The sequence below is a fragment of the Amycolatopsis sp. NPDC041971 genome (genome assembly GCF_055588925.1).
Map to the genome: position 1 here is coordinate 83,257 of NZ_JBVJCE010000007.1, position 18,799 is coordinate 102,055.

The window sequence follows — 18,799 nt, forward strand, 5'->3', positions numbered from 1 at the left end:
CCGTGGAATAGATGTAATCCTCGATCACAGGATGACGCGAAGCCATTTCCGCATCAACGTTGTCCGCTTGACACTTCCGTCGACTTCCGTCCACTTCGGACGGAGGAGGATCAGCGGCCGGTGAACCGCACCGGAAGTTCCCGGTATCCCTGCACGACGACCGCGCGCAGCCAGGCCGGCTCCTTCACCATCTCCACCCGCCAAACCCGCTCGGCCACTTCCCGCAGCACGACCGCCAGTTCGAGGCGCGCGAGCGCGGAGCCGAGACAGTGGTGCATGCCGTGCCCGAAGGCGATGTGCCGGTTGGGTTTCCGTCCCGGCCGGAACGTGTCGGGATCGTCGAACACGGCGGGATCCCGGTTCGCGGCGGGAAGCCACGCAACCACCGGCGTGCCCGCTTCGAGGTCACGGCCGTTGATCGTGACCTCTCCGGTCGTCACCCGCAGCACGTGCATCGCGGGCGAGGTCCAGCGCAGCACCTCGTCCACGACGGTGTCGACGTCCGCGCTCCCGTCCCGCACTTGTTCCAGCAGTCCGGGGACGGTGGCGAAAGCATGCACCGCACCGGTGATCGCGTGCCGCGTGGTTTCGTTGCCGCCGATCAAAACGTTGTCGCAGTTGAGCAACACGTCGTCGATCGAGAGCTCGTCGTCGGACAGCAGCGTGCTGACGAGGTCTTCGCCGGGGCTCGCGCGGCGCGCGGTGATCAGTTCGTCGAAGTAGACGAGGATTTCGGTGTGCGCCTGGCGCGGCGTCATCCCGTCGAACAGTTCGTCCTCGCCGCCGAACGCGTGATTGGTCAGGTCGATGAGCATGTCCTGGTCCTCGGCGGGTACACCGAGGATTTCGCAGACGACGGCGGCGGGGATCCGCGGGCCGATCGCGGCGGCGACGTCGCACACCTCGCCCTCGGGCACTTGGTCGAGTACACCGCGCACTTCGGCGCGCACCCGCTCCGAGAGCTTCCGGGCGGACGACCTCGAAAGCAGCGGCCCGACCAGTTTGCGCAGTTTCCGGTGCTGATCCTGTTCGGAGACCACCATCATCTGGCCACCGGAGTTGTCGGGATGGGCGCGGTCGAAGCCGATCATCATTCCGTACTCGGAGGTGAACGGGGCGGAAGGGCCGAGGACCGCGGCACACGCCTGATGCGAGAACACCGACCAGAAGCCGCTGGGTGAGCTGCCCGGTTCACTCCACACCATCGCGTCTTCCGCCGCGTACGCACGCCACCGGTCGTGCCGGTCCAAAGTCGTGTACAGGTCGGGATCGCCGAGGTCGACGGCTGCCGTCGTCTGCATGAATGGTCTCCAGGTCAGGTTTGGGCGCCGTCGAGCACCTTGGCGAGCCGTGCCACTGTCGGCGCGTCGAAGAACGCCTGCACCCTCAGCCGGATCTTCAAGCGTTCCCGGATCCGGCTCACCAGCCGGGTCGCGAGCAGTGAGTGACCGCCGATTTCGAAGAAGCTGTCTTCCACGCCGACGCTGCTGACGCCGAGCACTTCGGCGAACAGTTCGGCCAGGATTATTTCCGTGGGGGTGAGCGGTTCCCGGCCCGCCGCGCGTCCCGCGTGCTCCTCTTCGGGAGTGGGCAGGGCGACCCGGTCGATCTTGCCGTTCGGCGAGACCGGCAGACTCGGCAAGCCGACGACCACGTCGGGCACCAGGTATCCGGGCAGTTGCTCGCGAAGCGGCGGCAGGAGTCGTTCGACGGGCACGCGTTCGCCGCCGGTGCCGACCACATAGGCGACGAGCCTGTTCTCGTGTTCGGTCACCACCGCCTGGGCCACGCCGTCCACCGCCAGCAGGGCGGCTTCGACCTCACCCGGCTCGATCCGGTGGCCGCGCACCTTCAGCTGGTCGTCGACCCGGCCGACGAAGACGTACTGACCGTCCGGACGCGTCCGCACCCGGTCCCCGGTGCGGTACATGCGCTCCCCCGGGCCACCGAAGGGATCCGGCAGGAACCGCTCCGCGGTCGCGGCCGCTCTTCGGAGGTAACCGCGGGCGAGGCCCGGGCCCACCGTGTACAGCTCGCCGACCTCTCCGTTCTCGACGGGCTTCAGCCGGTCATCCAGGACGTAGGTGCGGACACCGGTGATCGGCCTGCCGATCGGCGGTGTCTCCTCACCGGTCAGGGGTTCGCTCGCGGTCACCGCGACGGTGGCCTCCGTCGGGCCGTACGCGTTGATCATCACGCGGTCCACGGCCCAGCGTTTCGCGACCGGGGCCGGGCACGCCTCGCCGGCGACCAGGAGGGTCAGTCCCGCGGGCAGGCCGCCCGCCTCCTCCAGCGGTGCCAGCGCGGACGGCGGCAGCGTGACATGGGTGATGCGCTGGTCGCGCACCAACCGGGAGAGCGGCTCTCCGGGGACCAGGTCCGGCGCGGAAGCCAGGACCAGGCAGCCACCCGCCTGCCAGATCGGCCAGAATTCGGCGACCGCGGCGTCGAAGCTGGGCGAGGCGAAGGCCAGCAACCTGCTCTCCGGCCCCAGTTTCTGACGGCGCACGTAGTCGTCGGCGAGGTTCGGGATCCCGCGGTGCGTGACCAGCACGCCCTTCGGCCGCCCCGTCGAGCCCGAGGTGTAGATGACGTACGCGGGTTGGTCCGGACGCAACGGGCCGATCCGGTCCTGGTCGTCCAGGTTCGGCACGGACCCGCCCGGTTCCCGTTCCACACTCAGTACGACGGGGGCCCCCGCCACATCCTGCCCTGGCAGGCACAACAGGCAGTGCGCCGCCGTGTCGTCCAGCATCTGCCGCCTGCGTTCCTCCGGATAGTCCGGGTCGACCGGCACGTACGCGGCACCGGCCTTGTGCACGGCGAGGATCGCGATGACGAACTCGATCGACCTCGGCATCGCCAGCGCGACGAGCCGCTCCGGACCGACACCGTGCGCGACGAGGCGCCGGGCGAGCCGGTTGGCCTCCCCGTTCAGCTCGGCGTAGGTGAGCGTGGTGGTGTCCATCGCCACCGCCGGACGATCCGGCAGCACGGCTGCGGTCGCCTCGAACAGGGCGGGTGTCGTGGCCGCCGAAAGGACGGTCATGCGGTCTCTCCCAGTGTCTCGCGCGATTCGGTGCGGAGGAACCGGAGCAGCTCGCGGTTCACCGCTTCCGGGTTCTCCAGGTAGCCGAAATGCCCGCACTCGGGAATCGTGCGGTAGGTCGCGCCGGGGATCGCCGAGGCCAGTTCCAGCCCGGCGGCCGGTGGCGCCACGAGGTCGTGCTCGAACGAGACGACGTGACAGGGCACCTTGATCGCACGGTAGGCGTCGAGGCGATCCGGCAACGCGCTCAGCAACAACTGGGCCCGGACGCCCGGGCCCCAGGATCCCGACGCCGCGAACAGGTCCATCCAGTCTCCGGCGAGATCGTCGTCGGCCAGCGTCGCGGGCCCGAGGTTGTGCATGGCGCGGACAGCGGCGAGGAAACCCGGCGGCAACTCGATGCCCTGTTCGATCAGCTTCGCCTCGCCCTCGGCGAGCTCCCGCTGGACGAGACTGCTCTTGCCGCAGGCCGCCATCAGCACGACCGAATGCAGCAGTTCCGGATGGGCGAGCGCGACCTCTTGCGCGATGTACGAACCCATCGACGTCCCGATCACGCGACACGGCACCGCGTCGAGAAAGTCGATCAGGGCGGCCACATCCGCGACGAGATCTTCGATGGTGAACCCGTCCGTGCCGTCGTCGCTCGGCGGGATCCCGCGATTGTCCATGGTGATCACGCGGAAACCGGCGGCACGCAACGCGGGCACCTGATGCAGGTCCCACACCGAACTCGGCGCCCCGGTGCCGGTCAGCAGAAGAACGGGCGGGCCGTCACCACAGTCGTTGTAGGACAACCGGATCCCGTTCTCGGTTGTCATCAGCATGATGCTCCTCCGGGAATATGGCTGCTGTGCCGCGATTCGGTGGCGAGGCGGCCGGAGGTCACCGAAACCGTCCCGGCGAAAGTGTTTCCCCTCAACGGTCGCGTCCTCCCAGATGCCGTGGCGCGTATCCGACCGTACCTTCAGAGATCGAGTGTCCGGAGGATTCGGCGATGGACAACCTGAACGCTCTCGGGAAAGGGGACCGATTCACGGGAACGATCCCGGCGTCCACGGCCTTTTCTTGACACCTCAACGGCGTATGGAAATCCTAGTATTCATGGATTCAAACGGTCTGTCCACTCACTTGAACGTGGAAACGCTGCACGGATCGCTCACCGATCCGGCCATCTCGTCGATGAACCTGCTCAACGAGCTGATCGACGAATACCCTGTGGCCATTTCCATGGCGGCAGGCCGGCCGTACGAAGAGTTCTTCGACATCCGGCTCATTCACGAGTACATCGACGCTTATTGCGCCCATCTGCGCGATGATCGGAAATTGGACGAGGCCGGGGTGACCCGCACTCTCTTCCAATACGGCACCACCAAGGGCGTCATCGCCGATCTCATCGCCCGGAATCTCGCCGAGGACGAGAACATCGACGCCGCCCCCGAATCCGTCGTCGTCACGGTGGGCGCGCAGGAGGCCATGTTCCTCGTCCTCCGCACACTGCGCGCGGGCGACCGCGACGTCCTGCTCGCCCCCGCCCCCACCTACGTCGGCCTGACCGGGGCGGCGCTGCTCACCGACACCCCCGTGTGGCCGGTCCGCTCGACCGAGAACGGCATCGACCCGGACGACCTCGTCCTCCAGCTGAAGCGCGCCGACGAACAGGGCAAGCGGGTGCGGGCCTGTTACGTGACCCCGAACTTCGCCAATCCCACCGGCACCAGCATGGATCTGCCGTCGCGCCGCCGTCTCCTCGATGTCGCCGAGGCGCACGGAATTTTGCTCCTGGAAGACAACGCGTACGGCCTGTTCGGCTCCGAGCGGCTCCCCTCGCTGAAGTCGCTCGACCGGTCGGGCTCCGTGGTCTACCTCGGCTCCTTCGCCAAGACCGGCATGCCCGGCGCCCGGGTCGGTTTCGCGGTGGCGGATCAGCGGATGGCCGACGGCGGCCTGTTCGCCGACCAGCTCTCGAAGCTCAAGGGCATGCTCACGGTGAACACCTCCCCCATCGCGCAGGCCGTGATCGCCGGGAAGCTCCTGCTCAACGACTTCAGCCTCACCAAGGCCAACACGCGGGAAATCGCCATCTACCAACGCAATCTTCAGCTCACCCTGAGCGCGCTCGACCGTGCCCTCGGCTCGTGCGCCGGCGTCGGCTGGAACACCCCGACGGGCGGCTTCTTCGTCACCGTCACCGTCCCGTTCGTCGTCGACGACGAACTGCTGGAAGTCGCCGCCCGCGACCACGGCGTGCTGTTCACCCCGATGCACCACTTCTACGGCGGCAAGGGCGGATTCCACCAGCTTCGGCTGTCGATCAGCCTGCTCACGCCGGAACTGATCGAAGAGGGCGTCGCGCGGCTCGCGGCGCTCATCACGCCGCGGCTCCCCTGACCTGCCAGGGGTAGTTGTGAAGGGGCTTCCCTCGCATGCGATGCGAGGGAAGCCCCTTTTCGCGTTACCGGCGGTGAAGGCGGCGCCTTCCGCACCTTCCCGAGTACATGAAGGCCCCCTTCCTGTACCTAGGCGCAAGGAAGGGGGCCATCATGTACTTCACTGCGAGCCCCACGAACGCGAAGCTCGGGTTCACCTCACGCGGAGCCTGAGGCCGGCCCCGCGTTGGCGTCGAAGGAGTCGCCCGCGTAGTCGGAGTCGAGAACGGAGACGGAGTACGCGGCGGGCGCGGCGAGCATGGCCACGACACCGATGACCAGTCCGGCCTTCACGAGCGTGGTGGAGGCACCCTTGGCCACTCGCGCCAGCACCAGCACGACGAGGGCGACCACGCCGAGCGCGAGCGTTCCCCATTTCGCCCACGGCAGGAAGTTGGGGTAACCGGACCACAGCCAGGCACCCCAGGCCAATTCGGCCGCGAGCGCGAGCGGCAGGAGCCACGCCTGCCTGCCGCCACCCTGGTACGCCCGCCAGAACATCACGATGCCGAAGGCGGAAAGCGCGGCGATCGCGGGTGCGAGAGTGGCCACGTAGGCGGTGTGCGCGACTTCGCTCGCGCTGAAGACGACGGTGAAGGTCGCCAGCCACACACCCCACATCACCAAACCGCCGCGCACCGGGTCGGCACGTTCGGCCCGGCGCCGCCACCAGAGCCCGCCCGCCAGTGCCAGCAACGCGAGCGGGAACAGCCAGGCGATCGCGACACCGAGGTGGCCGTCGAACAACTTGTACCAGCTGAACACCGGGTCCACCCGGCTCGCGACCTTCGAGGGGTCCTCCGGAGGCGGTGGCTCACCGCCCGGCCCCACGATCACATCGCCGTTGGGCAGGACCATCACGTCACCCGGCCTCAGCTTGCTCGGGTCCCGTCCCGCCGGGCCCGGTCCCGCCTGTCCCGGTCCGGCTTCACCAGGCCCCGCCTGTCCCGGTCCGGCTTCACCAGGCCCCGCCTGACCCGGGCCCGCTTCACCCGGTCCCGCCTGACCCGGGCCCGCTTCACCCGGTCCCGCCTGACCCGGGCCCGCCTGACCCGGCCCCGCCTGACCCGCTTCACCCGGCTCGCCCTTCGAGCCGCGCAGCTTCGACCGGTCCAGCGGATTGTCCGGCGGACCGAGCACCGGCGGTCCGGCCATCCGGCCGGTGGGAGGCAGCGCACCGGGGACGTTGATCCCCACGCGCCCGAGACCGTTGTAGCCGAACACCATGGCGGCCGCGCTGTTGTTCGTGGTGCCACTGACATAGGGCCGGGCGCTGGCCGGTGTGAAGGTGTAGAGCGCGATCCACGACAACGAAACCGCGAGCGTCACCACCCCGGCGATCGCCACGTGCTTCACCCGGCGGCGCAGTTCGGTCGGCGCCGTCAGCAGGTAACCGATCGCCAGCGCGGGCAGGATCATCCACGCGGTGATCATCTTGGCCTGGAAACCCAGCCCCACCCAGACACCGGCCCAGAGCAGCGACCGGAGCCGTGCTTCCAGGACGGCGCGCTGGAACGCGTCGGCCGCCAGCACCAGGCACATGGTCAGCAGGCCGTCCGCCATGCTGTGCCCGAACATGGACGCGGCGACGGGGGTGAAGGTGAGGATCGCCGCGGCGAGCAGACCGGGGACCACGCCCGCCCATCGCCGCACGACCCGGTACATCACCAGCACCGAGATCACCCCGCCGATCACCTGCGGCAGCGCCAGCGACCAGGCGTGAAAGCCGAAGATCTTGGCGAAGACGGCCTGTACCGCGAACGAGCCGCCGAGCTTGTCGAGCGTGGCCGTCGCCTCCGGGTCCACGGCGGCGTAGAAGAACGCCTTCCAGCTCTCGGACATGCTCCGGACGGCGTCCGAATACAGCGGCGCGTAGTCGACCCGCGGCAGATTCCAGGCGTAGAGCACCGCCGCCACGAACGCGATGCCCAGCAGGGTGGGCCGGGCCCATGACGGCTGTCCGGGCGGCGAACGCCAGAGCATCCAGCGGGGTGATCTGTCGTCGGGCACGGGATCCGGGCTCGGCGACGGCAGAACGGTGAGTGTTTCGGACATTCAGCTACCTCCTGGCACGATACGGCGCCCGTGGCCGTACCGACTGATCAAGTTCTTCGGGTGGTGCGGTCTCAGCTGTCGTCGCGAGAGACGACAGGCCAGGTCGTTTCGCGATAGCCGCCGTCCGGCGAGGTCTTACGAGCATGCCCGTCCAACTGATCGAACAGATCCTTTTGCGGCCCGTTGAGCATCAACATCTGCGATGAATAGAGCTTCAGCGCTTCGAATTTCCGCGTCCGCGCCTCGGGTTCGACGGAGCCGGAATCGGGGGGACCGAGTCTGAATCCCGCCGGCAGTTCGGCCGAGCCCATGCCGAAGACCGCGTGGGGAAGGTCTTCCCACAGCCGGACAGGAACATCCTTCTCCGCCGCGACGAACAACGCGGCGTCCCGCGTGATCTCGTTGTCGACATGATGGCTGATGGCCGCACAGGTGGCGATCAGCGTCGGCTCGAACTCTTCGACGACCGCTTCGATGTCGTCCTTGACCGCGGCGAACAGATCCGGGTCGCTCTGCGAGGTCTGCCTGCTGATCGCCAGCTTCTTGCGGCCCTCCACGTTGTCGGCCAGCCATCGGCCGTCCGGGAGCTTGCGATAGATGGCGTCGAGGAATCGGCCGTGCCGATGACCGACCCCCAGCTGTTCGAGCGCGGCGATGTCCTCGTTCCGCCGGTGCAGCGGTGCGTCCTCCTCCGGCGAGAGACCCCAGATCGAGTGCATCCGCTCCGCCGCCGGCGAGTAAGGAGGCGCCGCCGTACCGGCGAACACCGTATGGACGGTCACTTCCGCACCGTCCTGCACCGCCTGCGCGAGGCCGGCTCCGAAGGACAGGACGGCGTCGTCCAGATGAGGGGAGATCGCCAGTAGCCGGAGGTCTTGAGACATAGCGTCACTTTCGCGTCAGCGGTGCCACGGGACAACAGGTGAAATCTGGACGGACCACCGGCCACCGGCCGGATCGGTGTGGTCAGAAGGAAACGGCGGCCTTCTCCCGGCTGACCGCGTCCAGCAGCCGGTCCGCGGTGACGGCGGCCCCGTCGGTGCGGATCGTTCCTGCCACGGCAGCCGCCCTCGCCCGGGTCTCCGGGGTGAGGGCTCCGGCGAGCGAGGCCGACAGGGATTCGAAGGTCGGGGCCGGACCGTCGTGTGCCACACCGATTCCCAGTTCGGCCACCCGGTCGGCGTAGTACGGCTGGTCCGTGTGCCGGGCGATGATGATCTGGGGAGCGCCCGCTCGAGCGGCCACGTGCGTCGTACCCGCACTGCCGCCGTGGATGACGGCGGCCACCCGGCCGAACAGGACCTGGAGGTTCACTTCGTCGACGGCGAGACAGTCGGCTCCCTCGTCGGGAAGGGCCAGTTCGGCCCAGCCGCGGGAAAGGATCACCCGGTGGCCCTTGGCACGGATCGCCTCGATGGCCGATGTCGCGATGTCCCCGGTCCCGATCGCGGTCGTGCTGCCGAAACCCACGTACACCGGCGGTGTTCCGGCGTCCAGGAACGCCTCGACCTCGGCGGACAGGGGCCGTTCGTCGGGCAGGATCCACGAGCCGGTCTGCACGGCGTCGATACCCGGCTGCAGCGGGGCGAGGACCGGGTCCGTCGCCAGCCATGGCCGATCGGTGTAGCCGTAGTCGAAAAGATTCTCCAACGGAGCCAGGCCGACCGAAGCCCGCCTGCTGTTGAGAGGGCCGGCGAACCGCTCGTAGAAGCGCTCGTGGCGCTGCTCCCACAGCACCCGATTGTCGGTCACGCCCGGCGTGGTCCGCTCGTCCAAGGGCGGCGCGAAGTACGAGGACGGCAGATAGACCGGGCTGTAGGCGGCGTAGTGGTAGGGGATGCCCAGCTTCTCGGCCACCGAGCGCACGGAGGCCGCAGCCGCCATCTCCCCGGTCGCGACCACCACGTCGAAGCCTTCGGCGGCCGCCGGGACGCTGTCGAACTGCATGTCGATCGCCTCGGCCGCGAACCGGCGCTCGTCCTCAGGCGACGGCGGCGGCATCCCTTCCTGCAACATCACCCGCTGCTTCACGCCGACCGGCACATGGGCGACACCGGTTTCCGCCAGCCGCTCCGCCGCGGGCGGCGGGGCGCACACCCGCACCTCCACGCCGCGTTCCCGCAACCGAACCGCCAGTGCCACCAGTGGTTCGACGTCTCCTCGTGATCCGCACGTCGACAACAACACACGCATTTCGCACCTCTGTTCCGATGGGTTTTCGACCGGGCCGTCCGGCGGTGTCCGTCAACGACCTTGCCGCTTGTACAGCGCTTGCCAGAGGTAGCTCCACGGCTGAGCCCATTCGTCGGCGACGCACGTCCAGCCGTCACCCGGCAGATAGGCCTCGACGTACTTCCGTGCCTGCGCTTCGACGGCCCGGTTGTCGTGGATGTCGATGATGTCCGTCAGCAGGCCGGTGCTCAGGGCGAGCGCGACGGCCTCCTCGCCTCGCGCGTGCGAGTCCAGGCTCTTGTCCAGGTATTTCCCCACCGGGTTGTTCACGTAGAAGTGACGGCACTGCTGGTCGATGAGGGCGAGGTACGACCGCACCGTCTCCGCGCTCATCTCGGCCATCGAGTCGATGTTGAGGCAGAGGTCGAAGTTCCGGTCCGCCAGCGTGCTTTCGATCTTGTCCACCGGCACGAATTCGACCTTGCCGTACTGCTCGTCGGTCAGTACCGCGGCGAGGTACTTCCGCGACAGTTCCAGTGTGTTCGGCAGATCGACGATGCAATACCCGGTGATCTCGTGGTTGGAGATGATCGCGTGGGCGGTTCGCCCATACCCGGCGCCGATCTCCAGCACCTCGGCCTCGTCCAGGTCGACCGCTTTCGCGATGAACTCCAGTTCCAACGCGGCCCGGAGGTAGTCCAGGTCCACCTGCTCGCCGTGATAGGTCACCGAAATCGGGTCACCCACCTCGCGATTGCGGATGCGGGTCAGTCCCGCCCACGCGTCCTGACTCAATCGGCCCGCCAGACCATAGATCAGCGTCTTCAGGAAACGCACACCGTTCGTCCGCACGTTGACCAGCGCGAGCCGGTAGTTGACCTCACTGTTCTTGAACCCGGCCAGATCGGCGATCATCTCCTGGTTGAGGTGTGCTTCACCGATCTGCTGCCACATGGTGCTGGCTTCATACGTTCGGGTGGCGTTGTCCGGTTGATCGATCATGGCCGGTCTCAAACCTTCCTCAAGGGATGAAATGGAAGCGAGGTCGTCGGGTAATGGTTCACCCGGGAACGGACGTCTTCTCCCGCTTGACCGCGTCGAGCAGCAGTTCCGCGGCCACGGTCGCCCCGTCGGTGCGGATCGTGCCCGCCACGGCCCCCGCCCGGGCGCGGGTTTCCGGCGCCAAGGCGATGGTGAGTGCCGCGGACAGCGAGTCGAAGGTCGGGACCCGGCCTTCGTGTGCCACACCGATGCCCAGTTCGGCGACCCGGCCGGCGTAGTACGGCTGGTCCGCTATCTGAGGAACCAGAATCTGGGGAACGCCCGCACGGGCGGCCACGGTCGTCGTGCCCACCCCGCCGTGGTGGACGACGGCGGCCACCCGGCCGAACAACAGCTGTTGGTTGACCTCTCCGATGGCGAGGCAGTCTTCCTGGTCGTCGATCAAGGCCAAATCGGCCCAGCCGCGAGAAAGAACCACCCGGCGGCCCTGGGCACGGATCGCCTCGATGGCCACTTTCGCGGCGTCGGCGGGAGCGTGCAGGCTCCCGAAACCCACGTACACCGGCGGTGGCCCGGCGGCCAGGAACGCCTCCAATTCCGCGGAAAGCGGCCGTTCGTCGGGCAGGGTCCACGCGCCGGTCTGCACCGCGCCGAGGTCCGTCGGTTGCAGCGGGGCCAGTACCGGGTCCGCCGCCACCCACGGCTGATCGGTGTAGCAGTAAGCGAAGATGTCCTCCACCGGCGGCAGGCCGATCTCGGCCCGCCTGCCGTTGAGCGTGTCCCCGTATCGCTTCTGGGCACTCCGGTTGTTCCGGTCCCACAGCGCCCGGATGTCGGTGCCCTCCGGGGCGGGCGGCTCGCCGATGGGCGGCGGCGGCGCGTAGTACGGCGACGGCACGTAGATCGGGCAGTGGAAGGCGTAGAAGTAGGGAATGCCCAGCTTTTCCGCCACCGACCGGACGCCGACCGCCGCGGGCAGCAGACCGGTCGTCACCACCGCGTCACAGCCCTCGGCGGCCGCCGGGATCTCGTCGAACTGCACGGTGATCGCTTCGGTCATGAACCGGGCCATGTCCTCGCGCGACGGCGGAGTCTTCCTGTCCGCCTCCGGACGCACCGAGCGGCCGACCGACACCAGCGGCAGACCGAATTCGGCCACCCGGTCCGCGGAGTCCGGAGGGGCGCACATCCGCACTTCCGTGCCGAGTTCTCGCAGCCGGACCGCCAGCGCCATCAGCGGTTCGACGTCCCCGCGGCTACCGGACGTCGACAACAAGACACGCATCACCTGGTTCCCCGTTCCGTAGGTTGTGGCACGTCACGCGGGAACAGCGGGCTTTTCCCGGCCCGCCGCGTCGAACAGCTCCGCCGCGGCCACCGTCGTCCCGTCGGTGCGGATCGTGCCCGCCACGACCGTCGCCCGTGCGCGGGTTTCCGGGTCCAGTGCCGTGGTGAGCGCGGCCGACATGGCCTCGAAGGCCGGGATCGGACCCTCGAGTGCCACACCGACGCCCAGATCGGCCACCCGGTCGGCGAAGTACACCTGCTCCACGACGTTGTCGATCACGTTGCGCACCACGATCTGCGGGACGCCCGCTTGCGTGGCCACGTACGTCGTGCCCGTGCTGTCGTGGTGGATGGCGACGGCCACCCTGGTGAAAAGCTTCTGGAGATTCACTTCGCCGACGACAAAGCAGTCGGCGTCGTCTTCGGGCAGGACCATGTCGGCCCAGCCACGGGAGGCGACGATCCGGCGGCCCTTGGCACGGATCGCCTCGATGGCCACCTTCACAGCGCCGGCGGTCGTGGCTCCGGACGAGCTGCCGAAACCCACGTACACCGGCGGCGGGCCGGCGGCCAGAAACGCCTCCAGCTCCGCGGGAAGCGGCCGTTCGTCCGGCAGGATCCACGCGCCGGTCTGCCTGGCGTACCGGCCGCCCGGCGGCGGAGCCAGGATCGGGTCCGTCGCCAGCCATGGCCGATCGGTGTAGCCGTAATCGAACAGATTCTCCACCGGTGGCAGGCCGATCCCGGCCCGCCCGCTGTTGACCACGCCACCGAAATGCTCGTCGGCGCCCTGGTTGTACAACTTCCGCCGCGCGGAGTCGTGCCACGACGGCAGATGGTCCGGAGACCAGACGGTGTAGAAATAAGGGATGCCCAGCTTCTCGGCCACCGAGCGTACGGCGACGGCGGCGGGCAGCAGACCGGACGCCACCACCGCGTCACACCCCCCGGCGGCCGCCGACACCTTGTCGAACCACTCGCCGACCACCTGGGTGACGACTTCGGGCGCACCGGGTGGCGGTTCGCCGGGCTCGCGTGCCCCCGCCCGCACCGGACGGCCGACCGGCGTCATCGGCACACCGACCTCGGCGCACCGCTCCGCGTAGTCCGGCGGCAGGCACATCCGCACCTCGGCACCGAGTTCCCGCAGCCGAACCCCCAAGGCCACCAACGGTTCGGTGTCCCCGCGAGAGCCGCACCCCGAAATCAACACGCGCATTTTCGCATCCCCTGTTCCCTCCGATCACGGCCTTCGGCGCACCATCCGAACCGCGGAGCCGTCACACGGGGTGATGCGGCAGCCACTTCATCCCGTCGGGCGAAGTGACCAGCCCGCCGGGGAAGAGCGGCACCTCGGGCTCCGCGTCCTCGCCGAGCAACGCCTTCATCTGCACCTGGCCCGCTTCCTGCATCGCCTGCTTGACCACATGCGACTTGAACATCGGCACCATGTCGTCCCCGTCGCCACCGGCCATCTCGTCCACGGCCGCGGCGAATTCCGCGCTGCGCTCGGCGATCCGGTTCGCGGCGGTCAACGCCGTCTCACCGGAGGACACGCCGCCGATCAGCTCGACGAACGACTCGATCTCGGTGTGCTGGTTGTTCGTGACCTTCTTGGCCTGCCAGAAATACGATTCCTCGTTCACGTTCATTTGATAGAACGACACGAGGAATTCGTAGAACACGCCGTACTCGCGGCGATACCGCGCCTCGAACTCGTTCAGCACGGTCTTCTCGTCCAGGTCGCCCGCGAGGACGCTGTTGATCGACCGGGCCGCGAGCAGCGCGCTGTAGGTCGCCAGGTGCACGCCGGAGGAGAACACCGGGTCCACGAAGCACGCGGCGTCGCCGATCAGGATCATCCCGGGGCGCCAGAAGGTCGTCTGCTGGTACGAATAATCCTTGCGGACACGCAGTTCGCCGTACTTGCCGGTGGTCACCCTGGTCGCGTTCGCGAGGTACTCCGAGATCATCGGGCACTCGGCGATCAGCGCGTTGAGCGCTGCTTCCCGGTCACCCTGGATCTTGTCCGCGTCCTCCCGGCGGACCACCGCGCCGACACTGGTCAGCGTGTCGCTCAGCGGGATGTACCAGAACCAGCCGCTGTCGAAGGCCACGCTCAGGATGTTGCCCGAAACCGGCTCCGGCAGCCGCTTGCCGCCCTCGAAATACCCGAACAGGGCCAGGCTGCGGAAGAACTCCGAATAGGTCCGCGTGCCACCGACGTGGGAGTACAGGCGGCTCTTGTTGCCCGACGCGTCGACCACGAAACGCGCCGACACCTCACGCTCATCGCCATCGGGGTCGGTGTACCGCAGCCCGGTGACGCGCTCGCCCTCTTCCACCACATCGTTGACCGCGCACCCCTCGCGCACGACCACGCCCTTGCTCTTGGCGTTGTTCAACAGGATCTGGTCGAACTTCGCCCGCTCGACCTGATAGGCGTGCGACGTCGAACCCGCCATCTTGGCGGAGATGCCGAAGTGGAACGTCCACGGCTCCGGACGGGCGCCCCAGCGGAACGTGCCGCCCCGCTTCAGCGGGAAGCCGGCGTTGGCCAGCTCGTCCGCGACGCCGAGCATCCGGCACACCCCGTGCACCGTGGCGGGCAGCAGCGACTCACCGATCTGATACCGCGGGAACACCTCTTTTTCGAGCAGCAACACCCGATGCCCCTGCATGGCGACGAGGGTGGCCAGGGTCGAACCACCCGGCCCGCCGCCTGCCACGACCACATCGAAATCTTCCACCGACATATCCCACCATTCCTCGATCGAGTGTCAATTCGTTGTGGCTGCCGAACATCTCTGTCTGCCGTCCGCTACCAGATGACCGGCACCTGATCAGGGCAGTCGACGAACGCCTTGCGAAACTTCACTTCTTCGATGGGCACGGCCAGCCGCAGTCCCGGGAACCGGCGCCACAGGGTCTGATAAGCCATCCGCAGCATCGACCTCGCCACGGCCGCGCCGATACAATAATGGATTCCGTGCCCGAATCCGACGTCCGAAACCGAATCCCGGTTCGCGTCGAATACATTGGGATTCGGCGTCAGTGCGTCATCCCGGTTGGCCATGAGAATGGAACAGAGGACATAATCCCCCGCTTTGATCAGCTGACCGTCGATGACCACGTCCTTGATGGCGAGGCGTGGATTCGGCTGCTGAACGGGCGACAGATAACGCACCAGTTCGGCGACCACGCGATCGGCCTTGTCCGGGCCCGCCGAAAGCAGCGGTATCTGGTCGGGATTGTCCAGCAGCGCGACGACCCCGAAGCCGATCATCCCGGCGACGGTTTCGACCCCACCGAGGATCAGCGCCGTGCACAGGCCCTTCAGTTCCTCGTCCGTGACGTTGTCACCGTGTTCCCGGACCAGCATGCCGAGGAATCCCTCGTCCGGATCCTTCCGCTGCCGCGCGATGAATCCGTCCAGGTACCGGTTGAACGCCGCACTGTCGGCCGCCCTCGCCTTGAGCCCCCGGCCCAGATCGACGTTCCGCCTGAGCCGCCGGACGAACTCACGCCGATCGTCGCGCGGGATGCCGAGCAGTTCGCACAGGACACCCGCGCCGACCGGATCGGCGAACAACCCCTGGAGATCCGCGGGCGGGCCCTCGGCCTCCACCATGTCGAGCCGATCGTCGATGAGGCTTTGGATCGCGGGTTCCATCCGGCGGATCCGGCGGAGGGTGAACTCCGGCGTCAGCATCCGCCGCAGACGGGTGTGTTCCGGCGGGTCATAAGTCGATATCTGCCCGACGAACTGGGACTCGACGTGCGCCCCGGACTCCCCTTGCGTGAACCGGGGACGCGTCGAGAAATTCTCGTGATCACCCAGGATCTTGCGGACCACGTCATAGCCACCGGCTTGCCAGACATAGTCCCTGCCCAGCTGAGCGGACGCTTCCCCGACGATGCGGAACAGCGGGCCGTGCGCCCGGAGGTCGAAATTGTCCTCATGCGGATCGCACTTCGTCCTCATTTGGAAGTTCGCCGGCTCCCGCAGGAGTGGCGCGGCCTGATCGATACCGTTCCCCATGTCGAGTGGAAGCTCCTTAACTGACCGCGAGTGCGCTTCGGCCTTATCGACCCGACCCGTCGTCGGCCCCAGTTTCATCGGTTGTCGAGCGGAGGTCCAGCGCCTCGCGTGGACGACCCGGCCGTCCGGAAACGGCCGGGGGCGATCACCACGCGACCATCAGCGAGGTCAATCCGTACGCGGGGGTGGTCAGGCGGAACATGTTCTCCTGATCCGGATCCGCGAGCTTCAGGGTGGGGAAACGCTGCCACAGCATGGTGTAGAACGTGCGCAATTCGAGGCGGGCCAGCGCGGCTCCCAGGCAGTGATGGATGCCGTGGCCGAACGCGACATGGGAAACGGGCTCGCGGGTGACGTCGAGACGTTCCGGATCAGGCGTCAGTGCGGGGTCACGATTGGCCGCGGGGAGGGAACAAATGACGCTCTCCCCTCTTTTCACCACCTGGTCCCCGATGGTGACGTCCTCCTTGGCGATCCGCGGCGTCGGGGCATAGGGCACCGTCAGATACCGGATCAGCTCGTCGACCGCCCGTTGTGCCGATTGCTCGTCGCCCCGGAACGCCTCGATCTGCTCGGGATGCCGCAGCATCGCCAGCACGCCCAGCCCGATCATCCCGGAGATGTTGTCGTCGCCGGCCAGCATCACCTGAACGCAGAAGCCCCTCAGCTCCTCGTCCGTGGCCTCGTCACCGTATTCGGCGACCACGGCTCCGATCAGCCCCTCGCCCGGGTCCTTCCGTTCCCTGGCGATCATCGCCAGCAGATAGCGGGAGAACGCTTCACCCGCGGCCGCGCGCCTCTTCTGGCTTCGGGCGGGGTCGAGATGCCCGTGGCACAGCTGCATGAACATGACGCGGTCGTCGCGCGGCACCCCGATCAGCTCGCACAACACGGCACCGGGGACCTCGTCGGCGACGAGTTCGATCAGATCCGCCGGCGATCCCGCCTGTTCCATGGCATCGAGACGCTCGGACACGATCTGTTCGATGTAGGGCCGCAGGCGCTGCATCTTGCGCAGGGTGAAACCGGGCGTCAGCTTCTGCCGCAGCCGCGTGTGCTCCGGCGGGTCGTAGTCCATCAGGTTGCCGACCAGCTCGCGCGGCCGGAAGATCCCTGCCCCGCCGATCTCGTCCCGCCGGTCCCAGCGGCGCCGGGTGCTGAACGTCTTGTGATCGCCCATCACCTGCCGCACGACGGCGTGCGTGGTGGCCATCCAGGTCGTCACGGCGTCCGCTCCGGAGCCGACGGTGACCTCCGTCAGCGCTCCGGCGGCGAGCAGTTCGTCCGCCGGGTCGAGACCCTGCCGCCGGATGTGGACCGGACGCGAATCGTCACCACTCAAGGGAAAAGCTCCTCTACTACGAGACATGGGCCAGGGGCTTGTCGAGCCGGACCACCCGTCACGGTCACTGTTCCTCGGTACATGAAGGCCCCCTTCCTTGCGCCTGGGTACAGGAAGGGGGCCTTCATGTACGTCCACCATCCGCCGGCACTACCAGTCGAGCAGGAGGGCTTCCACGTCGAACGGCGGCGGCCCCAATTTGATCTCCCGCTCCGGTTCGGCCCGCTTCAACGTGGGAAAGCGGTGCGTCAGCGCCGGAATCGCCACCTGGAACACCAGCTCGGCCAGCGGCCTGCCGAGGCAGTGGTGGATGCCGTGCCCGAACGCGACATGCGCGGGCTTTTCCCGGCCGATGTCGAACCGGTCCTCCTCGCCGGGGAAGTCGCGGCGATTCGCCGCCAGGAAAGAAGGTGTGACGGCGTCGCCCGCCTTGATCGGGCAGCCGCCGATGTTCACGTCCTCCAGCGCGACGCGCGGAGTGGTCTTCTCGTCGCTGGTCAGATACCGGACCACCTCGTCCAGCCAATCCGGGACGGTGTCCGGCTTTTCCCGCAGCAGGGCGAATTGCTCGGGGTGTTCGACCATCAGCCACGCGCCGGCCGCGAGGAAGCGGGCCACCTGATCCCCGCCCGCCCCCATGACGAACGACGCCACACCGATCAATTCCGCGTCGGTGATGTCGTCGCCGTGTTCGCGCACCACCACACCGAACAGATCGTCGCCGGGAGCACGGCGCGTGCGGCTCACGACCTGGTTCATGTACGTCCAGAACTTGTTCCCCGCCGCCACGCGCCGTTTGCCCGACCGCTCGGCCCGGCTGGCGTGCAGGGCACGCGACAACTCCACCTGGTCGTCGCGGGGAATGCCGAGGAAGTCGCAAGTCACCGTCGTCGCGATGGGCCAGCCGAACCGCGGGACGAAGTCGACCGGGCCACCGGTGGCCTCGATGGCGTCCAGTGTGGCGTCGACGATCTTCTCGACCTGCGGCCGGAATCCCTGTATCCGCCGGATGGCGAACGGGGACGTCACCATCCGGCGCAGGCGCGTGTGCTCCGGCGGATCGTATTGGGTGAGGAAACCGGGGAAGGTGAAGCCCGCCGCGGTTCCGCCGTAAAGCAGTTTGGCGCTGAATTTGTCCGAGCCGAGGACCTGCCGGATCTCGTCGTACCCCATGGCGAGCCAAGCGGTCCGTCCTTCGGGCGCGTCTTCGACGCCCAGGACGGCCATCGGGCCGTTGGCCATCAAAGCGCTCAGCTCGGGCACCGGGTCGAAGCGATCACGCCGGTGGATCGCCAACCCCAGATCGACGTTGATCTCCTCGAACGTGCCACGGACGACGTTGTTCTCTTCGATCACTGCACAGGTCCTTTCGCCTCGCCCAGCCACCGGAAGCGGAACGGGTGTTCAGGCCGGTCGGACGA

At 67.8% G+C, this 18,799-nt stretch carries 13 protein-coding genes and 2 pseudogenes; 2 read left to right on the top strand and 13 right to left on the bottom strand.

The features are described 5' to 3' along the window. Positions 1–110: 110 nt before the first annotated feature. The 3 genes from ACZ6DT_RS16440 to ACZ6DT_RS16450 are packed head-to-tail and all read right to left on the bottom strand — an operon-like array spanning position 111 to position 3,876. Positions 111–1,301 carry a cytochrome P450 gene (locus ACZ6DT_RS16440; RefSeq protein WP_465595105.1) on the bottom strand — a complete coding sequence of 397 codons (1,191 nt, stop codon included), beginning with the start codon at positions 1,299–1,301 and terminating at the stop codon, positions 111–113. 14 nt (positions 1,302–1,315) lie between these two features. Next, positions 1,316–3,049 carry an amino acid adenylation domain-containing protein gene (locus ACZ6DT_RS16445; protein WP_465595108.1) on the bottom strand — a complete coding sequence of 578 codons (1,734 nt, stop codon included), beginning with the start codon at positions 3,047–3,049 and terminating at the stop codon, positions 1,316–1,318. After that, on the bottom strand, positions 3,046–3,876 hold the full coding sequence (locus tag ACZ6DT_RS16450; RefSeq protein ID WP_465595111.1) for an alpha/beta fold hydrolase: 831 nt from the start codon (positions 3,874–3,876) through the stop codon (positions 3,046–3,048). The genes ACZ6DT_RS16445 and ACZ6DT_RS16450 overlap by 4 nt, the downstream gene beginning before the upstream one ends. A 277-nt stretch (positions 3,877–4,153) precedes the next feature. Here ACZ6DT_RS16450 and ACZ6DT_RS16455 point away from each other — a divergent pair, with 277 nt between their 5' ends. Beyond that, positions 4,154–5,440 (top strand): aminotransferase-like domain-containing protein, encoded by a 1,287-nt coding sequence (locus ACZ6DT_RS16455; RefSeq protein WP_465595114.1) that lies wholly within the window; start codon positions 4,154–4,156, stop codon positions 5,438–5,440. A 770-nt stretch (positions 5,441–6,210) separates the two neighbouring features. Then, a pseudogene (locus ACZ6DT_RS16460) lies at positions 6,211–6,486 on the top strand (hypothetical protein); the annotation flags it as partial. Between the two features lie 306 nt (positions 6,487–6,792). Here ACZ6DT_RS16460 and ACZ6DT_RS16465 read toward each other — a convergent pair. The 10 genes and pseudogenes from ACZ6DT_RS16465 to ACZ6DT_RS16510 form a co-directional block, all read right to left on the bottom strand. Then, a pseudogene (locus ACZ6DT_RS16465) lies at positions 6,793–7,533 on the bottom strand (ArnT family glycosyltransferase); the annotation flags it as partial. A gap of 71 nt (positions 7,534–7,604) precedes the next feature. Continuing rightward, positions 7,605–8,417, bottom strand: a complete 813-nt coding sequence (locus ACZ6DT_RS16470) for a PIG-L deacetylase family protein (RefSeq protein ID WP_465595117.1) — start codon at positions 8,415–8,417, stop codon at positions 7,605–7,607. An 82-nt stretch (positions 8,418–8,499) separates the two neighbouring features. After that, positions 8,500–9,726, bottom strand: coding sequence for a glycosyltransferase (locus ACZ6DT_RS16475; RefSeq protein ID WP_465595120.1), 1,227 nt, complete (start codon positions 9,724–9,726; stop codon positions 8,500–8,502). Between the two features lie 51 nt (positions 9,727–9,777). After that, positions 9,778–10,707, bottom strand: a complete 930-nt coding sequence (locus ACZ6DT_RS16480) for a putative sugar O-methyltransferase (RefSeq protein ID WP_465595122.1) — start codon at positions 10,705–10,707, stop codon at positions 9,778–9,780. 58 nt (positions 10,708–10,765) lie between these two features. Further along, positions 10,766–11,992: a glycosyltransferase gene (locus ACZ6DT_RS16485; RefSeq protein WP_465595124.1), complete on the bottom strand. Its 1,227-nt coding sequence runs from the start codon at positions 11,990–11,992 to the stop codon at positions 10,766–10,768. A gap of 33 nt (positions 11,993–12,025) precedes the next feature. Continuing rightward, complete coding sequence (locus ACZ6DT_RS16490; protein ID WP_465595126.1) at positions 12,026–13,213, bottom strand: glycosyltransferase; 1,188 nt, start codon at positions 13,211–13,213, stop codon at positions 12,026–12,028. Positions 13,214–13,274: 61 nt separating this feature from the next. Then, positions 13,275–14,750 carry a tryptophan 7-halogenase gene (locus ACZ6DT_RS16495; RefSeq protein ID WP_465595128.1) on the bottom strand — a complete coding sequence of 492 codons (1,476 nt, stop codon included), beginning with the start codon at positions 14,748–14,750 and terminating at the stop codon, positions 13,275–13,277. 65 nt (positions 14,751–14,815) lie between these two features. Beyond that, the gene (locus ACZ6DT_RS16500; RefSeq protein ID WP_465595130.1) at positions 14,816–16,036 is read right to left on the bottom strand and encodes a cytochrome P450; all 1,221 of its coding nucleotides are present in this window, start codon (positions 16,034–16,036) and stop codon (positions 14,816–14,818) included. A 145-nt stretch (positions 16,037–16,181) separates the two neighbouring features. Beyond that, positions 16,182–17,378 (bottom strand): cytochrome P450, encoded by a 1,197-nt coding sequence (locus tag ACZ6DT_RS16505; RefSeq protein ID WP_465595132.1) that lies wholly within the window; start codon positions 17,376–17,378, stop codon positions 16,182–16,184. 150 nt (positions 17,379–17,528) lie between these two features. Beyond that, complete coding sequence (locus ACZ6DT_RS16510; protein ID WP_465595689.1) at positions 17,529–18,731, bottom strand: cytochrome P450; 1,203 nt, start codon at positions 18,729–18,731, stop codon at positions 17,529–17,531. Between the last annotated feature and the right edge of the window lie 68 nt (positions 18,732–18,799).

Coding starts and splice junctions, on each gene's coding strand:
- ACZ6DT_RS16440 (WP_465595105.1), bottom strand. CDS start 1,301: ATGCAGACGACGGCAGCCGTCGACCTCGGCGATCCCGACCTGTACACG.
- ACZ6DT_RS16445 (WP_465595108.1), bottom strand. CDS start 3,049: ATGACCGTCCTTTCGGCGGCCACGACACCCGCCCTGTTCGAGGCGACC.
- ACZ6DT_RS16450 (WP_465595111.1), bottom strand. CDS start 3,876: ATGCTGATGACAACCGAGAACGGGATCCGGTTGTCCTACAACGACTGT.
- ACZ6DT_RS16455 (WP_465595114.1), top strand. CDS start 4,154: ATGGATTCAAACGGTCTGTCCACTCACTTGAACGTGGAAACGCTGCAC.
- ACZ6DT_RS16470 (WP_465595117.1), bottom strand. CDS start 8,417: ATGTCTCAAGACCTCCGGCTACTGGCGATCTCCCCTCATCTGGACGAC.
- ACZ6DT_RS16475 (WP_465595120.1), bottom strand. CDS start 9,726: ATGCGTGTGTTGTTGTCGACGTGCGGATCACGAGGAGACGTCGAACCA.
- ACZ6DT_RS16480 (WP_465595122.1), bottom strand. CDS start 10,707: ATGATCGATCAACCGGACAACGCCACCCGAACGTATGAAGCCAGCACC.
- ACZ6DT_RS16485 (WP_465595124.1), bottom strand. CDS start 11,992: ATGCGTGTCTTGTTGTCGACGTCCGGTAGCCGCGGGGACGTCGAACCG.
- ACZ6DT_RS16490 (WP_465595126.1), bottom strand. CDS start 13,213: ATGCGCGTGTTGATTTCGGGGTGCGGCTCTCGCGGGGACACCGAACCG.
- ACZ6DT_RS16495 (WP_465595128.1), bottom strand. CDS start 14,750: ATGTCGGTGGAAGATTTCGATGTGGTCGTGGCAGGCGGCGGGCCGGGT.
- ACZ6DT_RS16500 (WP_465595130.1), bottom strand. CDS start 16,036: ATGGGGAACGGTATCGATCAGGCCGCGCCACTCCTGCGGGAGCCGGCG.